At 72.8% G+C, this 6,815-nt stretch carries 8 protein-coding genes and 3 tRNA genes; 3 read left to right on the top strand and 8 right to left on the bottom strand.

The window, feature by feature from the left end:
- The 5 genes from AB0D29_RS22610 to AB0D29_RS22590 all read right to left on the bottom strand — a co-directional run.
- A partial coding sequence (locus AB0D29_RS22610) for a DEAD/DEAH box helicase (protein WP_362856556.1) occupies positions 1-2,026 on the bottom strand: 2,026 nt, incomplete at its 3' end.
- 297 nt (positions 2,027-2,323) lie between these two features.
- A complete protein-coding gene (locus AB0D29_RS22605; RefSeq protein ID WP_362856554.1) occupies positions 2,324-2,890 on the bottom strand; it encodes a hypothetical protein in 567 nt (188 codons plus the stop codon).
- A 94-nt stretch (positions 2,891-2,984) separates the two neighbouring features.
- Positions 2,985-3,359, bottom strand: coding sequence for a fluoride efflux transporter CrcB (gene crcB, locus AB0D29_RS22600; RefSeq protein WP_362856553.1), 375 nt, complete (start codon positions 3,357-3,359; stop codon positions 2,985-2,987).
- Positions 3,356-3,859: a CrcB family protein gene (locus AB0D29_RS22595; protein ID WP_362856551.1), complete on the bottom strand. Its 504-nt coding sequence runs from the start codon at positions 3,857-3,859 to the stop codon at positions 3,356-3,358. The genes crcB and AB0D29_RS22595 overlap by 4 nt, the downstream gene beginning before the upstream one ends.
- Positions 3,856-4,206: a metallopeptidase family protein gene (locus AB0D29_RS22590; protein WP_030012899.1), complete on the bottom strand. Its 351-nt coding sequence runs from the start codon at positions 4,204-4,206 to the stop codon at positions 3,856-3,858. The genes AB0D29_RS22595 and AB0D29_RS22590 overlap by 4 nt, the downstream gene beginning before the upstream one ends.
- Positions 4,207-4,334: 128 nt before the next feature.
- Between AB0D29_RS22590 and AB0D29_RS22585 the strand changes: the two genes are divergently transcribed.
- From AB0D29_RS22585 to AB0D29_RS22575, 3 genes are all read left to right on the top strand, one after another.
- Positions 4,335-4,407, top strand: a tRNA-Glu gene (locus tag AB0D29_RS22585).
- A 39-nt stretch (positions 4,408-4,446) separates the two neighbouring features.
- Positions 4,447-4,520: transfer RNA gene (locus AB0D29_RS22580), tRNA-Asp, on the top strand.
- 22 nt (positions 4,521-4,542) lie between these two features.
- A tRNA-Phe gene (locus tag AB0D29_RS22575) sits at positions 4,543-4,619 on the top strand.
- A 38-nt stretch (positions 4,620-4,657) separates the two neighbouring features.
- On the opposite strand, the gene AB0D29_RS22570 is transcribed toward AB0D29_RS22575, so the two are convergent.
- Genes AB0D29_RS22570 through AB0D29_RS22560 form a run of 3 tightly spaced genes read right to left on the bottom strand, consistent with a single transcriptional unit; the run spans position 4,658 to position 6,724 of the window.
- The gene (locus AB0D29_RS22570; RefSeq protein WP_362856550.1) at positions 4,658-5,500 is read right to left on the bottom strand and encodes a cytochrome c biogenesis CcdA family protein; all 843 of its coding nucleotides are present in this window, start codon (positions 5,498-5,500) and stop codon (positions 4,658-4,660) included.
- Positions 5,497-6,240, bottom strand: coding sequence for a thioredoxin domain-containing protein (locus AB0D29_RS22565; RefSeq protein ID WP_362856548.1), 744 nt, complete (start codon positions 6,238-6,240; stop codon positions 5,497-5,499). The genes AB0D29_RS22570 and AB0D29_RS22565 overlap by 4 nt, the downstream gene beginning before the upstream one ends.
- Before the next feature lie 55 nt (positions 6,241-6,295).
- On the bottom strand, positions 6,296-6,724 hold the full coding sequence (locus AB0D29_RS22560; protein WP_362856547.1) for a hypothetical protein: 429 nt from the start codon (positions 6,722-6,724) through the stop codon (positions 6,296-6,298).
- Between the last annotated feature and the right edge of the window lie 91 nt (positions 6,725-6,815).

Raw genomic sequence — 6,815 nt, 5'->3', positions numbered from 1 at the left:
GGTTGAAGCCACCCGAGGGACGGTCGTCACGACGGAAGCCACCACCGGCCGGACGGTCACCACCGGAACGGAAACCACCGGACGGACGGTCGTCGCGGCGGAAGCCACCACGGTCGCCACCACGGTCATCGCGGTTGAAGCCACCCGAGGGACGGTCGTCACGACGGAAGCCACCACCGGCCGGACGGTCACCACCGGAACGGAAACCACCGGACGGACGGTCGTCGCGACGGAAGCCACCACGGTCGCCACCACGGTCATCGCGGTTGAAGCCACCGGACGGACGGCCGCCACGGTCGCCGCGGTCACCGCGGTCGTCACGGCGGAAGCCGCCACGGTCGCCACCGCGGTCACCACGGTCACCGCGGTTGTCACGACGCTCGAAGTTGCCGCGGTCGTCGCGCTGGGCGCGCTGCTCCTCGCGGCGCTCCTGGGCGGCGATCTCGGCGGCAGCGGCGGCGGCAGCAGCCGCGACCTCGGCCTCGGCGGCCTCGGCCACCTCGGCGACAGCGGCCTCCGGGTCCTCGCCGCGCTCACGGGCGGAGCGGGCGACCAGGCGGTCGGCCTCCTCGCGGAGCTCCACGGCACGGCGCGACAGGCGCTCCAGCTGCTTGGTGAGCTCGGCGACCTCGCGCTCGGCCTGCTTGGCGGCGTTGTTCGCGGAGTCAGCCTGGACCTCGGTCAGCGAACGGGCACCGGTGATCTCGGCGACCTCGGGCTCGAAGGCGCCGGCGCCCTGGACGATGTGGCGCGAGGCGTCGACGCCCGCGTCCTCCATCAGGCGGAAGATCTGGCGGCGCTGGTGCGGCAGGGCGAGGGAGACCACGACGCCCGACTTGCCGGCACGGGCGGTACGGCCCGAGCGGTGCAGGTAGTCCTTGTGGTCGCCGGCCGGGTCCACGTTCAGGACCAGGTCGATGCCGTCGACGTGGATGCCGCGGGCGGCGACGTCGGTGGCGACGAGCGCGTTGACGTAGCCGTCCTTGAAGTCGGCGAGGACGCGGGTACGGGCACCCTGCGTCATGCCGCCGTGCAGCGCGTCGGCCTTCACGCCGGCCTCGACGAGCTGCTCGGCGATGCGGTCGGCGCCCAGCTGGGTGCGGACGAAGATGATGGTGCGGCCCTTGCGGGCGGCGATGGCGGCCGTGACCGGCGCCTTGTCCTTCGGCTTCACGACGAGGACGTGGTGGGTCATGGTCGTGACGTTGCCCTGGGCGCTGTCGACCTCGTGCGTGACGGGGTTGGACAGGTAGCGCTTGACCAGGGTGCCGATCTCGTTCTCCATGGTGGCGGAGAAGAGCATGCGCTGGCCGCCGCCGGGGATCTGGTCGAGCAGCTCGGTGACCTCGGGCAGGAAGCCCAGGTCGGCCATCTGGTCGGCCTCGTCGAGGACGGCGATCTTCACGTTCTCGAGGGAGCAGGCGCCACGGTTGATGATGTCGCGCAGACGGCCCGGGGTGGCGACGAGGACGTCGACACCGCGCTCCAGAGCGTAGATCTGGTTGCTCATGGAGGTACCGCCGCAGACGACCTTCATCTTCAGGCCGAGCACGTCGCCGTAGGGCTGGAGGGCGTCCGCGACCTGCATCGCGAGCTCACGGGTCGGCGTGAGGATGATCGCGCGGGGCTTCTTCTTCTCGGTGTGACCGCCGGCCAGGGAGGCCAGGGTCGGCAGACCGAAGGAGAGGGTCTTGCCGGAGCCGGTGCGGCCACGGCCGAGGATGTCCTTGCCGGCCAGGGCGTCCGGGATGGTCGCGGCCTGGATCGGGAAGGGGGCGGTGACGCCGTTCTGGGCGAGCTTGCGCACGATGCCCTCGGGCAGACCGAGGTCTCCGAAGGTGATCGAGGGCTCGGCGTCGGCGTCGTCGAAGTCGGTGTCGGCGTCGATGGAGTCCTCGACGGACTCACCGTTCGTCACGTCGGCCTCAAGGGCCTCGATAATCTCGTCGGCCTCTGCGGCCTCGATGGCCTCGGTGACCACAAGGGCCTCGGCGTCGACGATCTCGTTGGAGTCGTTCTCGGGCATGACGGAACGGTCAGAACTGGAAATGGACATGCGAAATGCGAAACCTTCCGGAGTCTCGGCACGCGCCCAAACTCCGTGAATCGCAAATCGACCGCCTCAATGCGGTCAGCCACGGCTAGGGAGAGTACGCGCCACACGGCGCTCTTCGGATTCGGCGCCGGGCAATGGGATCAAACGATCTATAACCATACGCACCCTCCCCCGGGTCTGGCAAGTCAATCCCGCTAGAACGCCTCTGACCTGCACAAACGTCCCGCGCCCGGCCACCCTGCCCGACCCCGGAGGCAGCCGCCGGACCTAGGGCTGGGGCACCGGCTGGGTCGTGGGCTCGGGCTGCGGAGTCGGCGGATCCGGCGTGGGTTCCGTCACAGGGGGCGTCGTGGCCGGGGGCTGCGGGGTCGGGCTGGCCGGCGGCTGCCCACCGCCGGAACCGCCCGATCCGCCGGAGCCCCCGGAGCCGCCCGACCCGCCGGAACCGGCCGCGCCGCCCGAAGCGCCCGCCGGGGGCTCCTGCGGGCCCTGCCCGCCCGCGCCGCCGCCCGCGCCCGCCGACGGCGCGGGCACGCCCGGCTGGCCGCTCGACGCGCCCGGGCTGGGCGAGGCCCCGGTCGCGCCGGACGCCTTGCCGTCCTCCTTGGGCTTGCCGTCCTGGTTCCCCGTACCGTCCTTCGTGCCGTGCCCGTTGCCGTGGACCCCGGAACCCCGCCCGGAGACGGACGCGCCCGCCTCGGCGCCGCCCCGGCGGTCCGCCGAGGAGGAGGGACCGGGCTTCGCCGCGTCCTCGCCGACACTCATGCAGCCGGCCGTCGCCGCGACCGCGAGCGCGGTGACGGCCAGTCGGAGGGAAGCGGACAACTGGCGCACGGGGGCACCTCCGGAGCCTGAGGGTGAGAGTCCGCATGAGCGGGTCAATATGCCCAACTCCCTTTGACCCGCAAGGGACACGCCCTCGGCGCCCTCAGCCGAACAGTTGCTCCGCCACCTGCGACCCGAGGTGCACCGCGCCGAGCCCCACGAGCACCGACATCACCACGTTCGCCGCCGCCAGGAACCGCCAGCCGCGCTCGGCCAGCCGCAGCGTCTCGTACGAGAACGTCGAGTACGTGCTCAGCGCCCCGCACAGCCCGGTCCCCAGCAGCAGCTGCAACTGCGAGGAGGCGGCCCCCGCCAACAGCGCGCCGGTCAGCACCCCGAGCAGCAGGCAGGCGGCCGCGTTGACCACGAACGTGCCCCAGGGGAAGACGGAATCGTGCCGCGCCTGCACCGCACGGTCCGTCAGATAGCGCAACGGCGCCCCGACGACCGCGCCCACGACCACGAGCAGCCAGTTCACCGGGCGGCCCGGCCCGGCCGCCGCCGTCCGCCGCCGTCCCCGACCGCGAGCCGGGTCACCGCGGCCGCCGCCCACACCGCACCCAGCGCCGCCACCACCGTGAGCCCGGCATAGGCCAGCGCGGTCCCCGCCTCCCCCTCGTCGAGGAGCCGCGAGAAGTCCACCGCGTAGGTGGAGAAGGTGGTGAAGCCGCCCAGCACGCCGACCCCTGCGAAGGGCCGCAGCAGCGGATGCGGCGCGCTCCGGCCGCCCTCGCTGATCAGCACCATCAGTACGCCGATCAGCGCGCACCCGGACGTGTTGATCCAGAGGGTCGCCCACGGGAAGGCCCCGGGCCCGGCCGGCCACAACAGGGCGACGCCGTACCGCGCCGCGGCCCCGACGGCCCCGCCCGCCGCCACCGCCGCGAGCACCCGGCCCTGCGGCTCGGCGCGCTGCGCGGGGACGTGCAGGTCGACGTCCGGGTCGATCGCCTCGGCGCCGGGAACCGGCCGGGTCACCCGTACCCCAGCGCGTGCAGCCGTTCGTCGTCGATCCCGAAGTGGTGGGCGATCTCGTGCACCACGGTGACCTCCGTCTCCGCGACCACGCTCTCCCGGTCCTCGCACATCCGCAACGTGGGGTTGCGGTAGATGGTGATCCGGTCCGGCAGCACCCCGGCGTACCACTCGCCGCGGTCCGTCAGCGGAGTCCCCTCGTACAGCCCGAGCAGCTCGGGGTCGTCGGCGGGTGGTTCGTCCTCGACGAACACCGCCACGTTGTCCATCAGCCGCGTCAGCTCCGGCGGGATCCGGTCCAGCGCCTCTGCGACGAGCTCTTCGAACTCCTCGCGCGTCATCTCCAGCACCCGGTCATTGTCCCTCCGGTGGGGGCGCCTCCCGCTTGCGGGGGAGAAACCGTTTTGGCGATAGCTCCCCGGATCCCATATGCTTCTCACGTCCCCGACGCGCTGAAGAAGTGCCCGGCGGGCCTTTAGCCCTCATCGTCTAGTGGCCCAGGACGCCGCCCTTTCAAGGCGGTAGCACGGGTTCGAATCCCGTTGGGGGTACGCATTACCGTGTGCAAGACTTGTTCTCGCACACTGCAAGGTCCTGTGGAGCAGTTGGTTAGCTCGCCACCCTGTCAAGGTGGAGGTCGCGGGTTCAAGTCCCGTCAGGATCGCTGAAGCCGGAAACGGTTTCGTGGCTGGGTAGCTCAGTTGGTACGAGCGATCGCCTGAAAAGCGATAGGTCGCCGGTTCGACCCCGGCCCCAGCCACCATCAAGAAGGCCCCGTCCATCGGACGGGGCCTTCTGTGGTTACTCCCCCTCGGCCTGCGCCGCCGTCCGCGCCCTGCGGCGCCACTGCACCAGGCCGACGGCGAGCGCGCCCGCCGCGACCAGCCCGAGCAGCGCCCAGTCCGGGACCGCGTCCGCCACGGAGGCGACCCACTGCTCCACCGCGAACGAGTCGTCCACGTCCAGCAGCCCCGGCAGCGCGCTCGCCCCGTCGTACGCGAGGAACAGCGCGCCCAGGGTGATGAAGAACAGTCCGGACAGCAGCGAGGTGGTGTGCAGCTCGAAGCGGCCCACCGCGAAGGCCCGCCCGCGCAGCCAGCGCCGCCTGCCCAGCTCGAACCGCTCCCACAGCAGGGCCATCACGAAGAGGGGCACGGCCATGCCCAGGGCGTAGACCGCCAGCAGCAGGCCTCCGTAGACGGGGCTGCCGCTGACCGCCGCGACCGTCAGGACACTGCCCAGGATCGGCCCGGCGCAGAAGCCGGCCAGCCCGTAGACCGCGCCGAGCGCGTACACCGACACGGCGGTGGTCGGCCGGATCCGGCCGGACAGCTCCGAGAAGCGCTTCGAGGCGAAGCCCAGGCCCAGGATCTGCGCGAGCCCGAGCGCGATGATCAGCCAGCCGCCGGCGAGGACGAGCAGGTCGCGGTTGCCGTGGAAGAACCGCCCGGCGTACGAGCCGGCCGCCCCCAGCGGTACGAGGGTGCTCGCGAGGCCCGCGTAGAAGATCCCGGTGCGCGCCAGCAGCCGGGAGGTGGAGTCGATCGAGTACGCGAAGAAGGCCGGCAGGAGCAGTGCGCTGCACGGACTGAGCAGCGCGAGCAGGCCGCCCAGCAGGGCGGCCAGGTATCCGACGTCGGTCACTGCTTCGCCGCCGCGGCCTCGGCCTCGGCGATGGCGGCCGTGAAGGTGCCGAGCGGCTGGGCGCCGGCGATCGGCTTGCCGTTGAGCAGGAAGGACGGGGTGGAGGTGACGCCGATGCGGTAGCCCTCCTCCTGGTCCTTCCGCAGGGCCGCCGCGGCCTGCTCGCCGGCCATGTCCTTCTTGAAGCGCTCCAGGTCGGGGACGCCGGCCTCCCGGGCCAGCTCCACGAGCCGCGGCTCGGCGAAGCCCTTCTCCTTGGAGCCGTCGGCGTACGCGGCCGCGTGGAAGGCGGTGAACCGGTCCTGCTGCCCCGCCGCCCAGGCGGCCTTGGCGGCGGCCTCGGAGTCGGCGCCGAAGATCGGGAAGTTGCGCCACTCGATGCGCAGGGTGCCTTCCTCGACGTACTTCTTCACCAGTTCGGGTTCGGTGTCCCGGGCGAACTTGCCGCAGTAGCCGCACTTGAAGTCGGAGTACTCGATGAGCACGACGGGCGCGTCGGCGCGGCCCACGGCGAGCTTGTCGCCGGACTCGCGGCGGGCCAGCGCCCTGAGTTCGGCGGCGGGGTCGGTCCGGGGCGCGGCCGCCGCGGAGGAGCCGGCGGAGCGCTTCTCGGCGGGGGCGGTGGCCTGCCAGGAGACGAGGCCGAGGGTGATCGCGGCGACGGCGACCCCGGCGGCGTACAGGAGGGGCTTGCGGGAGGAGGAACGGGAGGAAGAAGAGCGGGAGGAAGAAGAGGACACGCGGGTGCTCCAGTGCTGCGGGTGGTGAGGCGGACCGGTGGGGGAGCGGCCCCTCCTAGACCCGCATCACGGACAGCTCCACCGGGCCGGGCGCCGGCCGGTCCGGACCGCGTACGAGGACCCGTGCGGGCATCGCCACGCACGGCCGCGCCCCCTCGGGCACCGGCCGCGCCGGCGGTACGTGCGCGTGCTCGCCCCCGGCTCGGGCCGGCCCGGCGGGGAGCCCGCCGTGATCGGGGGCCCCGGGGGCACAGGCCGGACCACCGTCGTCGGAGGCCGCGCGGAATCCGGAGGCGGCGGCCGCCGCCGGGCCCGCCGTCGCCGCCGGACCCGCCGGACCCGCCGGGGCGGGAGCAGGAGCGGAAGCGGGAGCGGGAGCCGACGCGGCCGGGAGCAGCACCGCGAGAACCGCCACCGCGACCGCCACCGCCAGGCCGACCCACACCGTCAGAGCGGGGCGGGCCAATCGGCGGGGGCGGGACAAGGTGGGCTGCCTCTCATACGTACGGCTGACTGAGTCGTCCCGAAATGGTACGGGTCCGCCCGACAAATGCGTTCGCCACCCGGAGGGCCCA

Origin of the sequence: Streptomyces sp. NPDC048424, from assembly GCF_040651555.1 — a bacterium.
In the GTDB taxonomy this organism is placed as follows: Bacteria; Actinomycetota; Actinomycetes; order Streptomycetales; family Streptomycetaceae; genus Streptomyces.
This window is presented reverse-complemented; position numbering and strand designations above follow the sequence as displayed.